The sequence below is a fragment of the Sedimentibacter sp. B4 genome (assembly GCF_000309315.1).
GTDB lineage: Bacteria > Bacillota > Clostridia > Tissierellales > Sedimentibacteraceae > Sedimentibacter > Sedimentibacter saalensis.
Map to the genome: position 1 here is coordinate 1 of NZ_CANG01000304.1, position 352 is coordinate 352.

Genomic DNA, 352 nt, shown 5'->3' on the forward strand with positions numbered 1-352 from the left:
CTGGCCTCCGGAGAGCTGGGCAGGGGTGTGCTCGATCCGGTCGGCCAGGCCCACCTCGCGCAGCGCGGCGAGGGCGCGCCGGCGCCGTTCGCGTGCCGGCACCCCGGTAGACGAGCGGCAGCTCGACGTTCGACAGGGCGGTGGTGCGGGCGATCAGGTTGAAGTTCTGGAAGACGAAGCCGATCTTGCGGTTGCGGATCCGGGACTGCTGCCGGTCGTCGAGCAGCCTGACGTCGACGCCGTCGAGGCGGTAGAGGCCGCGGGTCTGCGCATCGAGGCAGCCGATCAGGTTCATCATGGTCGACTTGCCTGAGCCGGACGGCCCATCACGGCCACATAGTCGCCGCGCTGC

The 352-nt window shown here is 70.5% G+C and carries 1 pseudogene; it reads right to left on the minus strand.

The annotated features are described in order from the left end of the window. A pseudogene (locus BN358_RS28850) lies at positions 1-352 on the minus strand (ABC transporter ATP-binding protein); the annotation flags it as partial.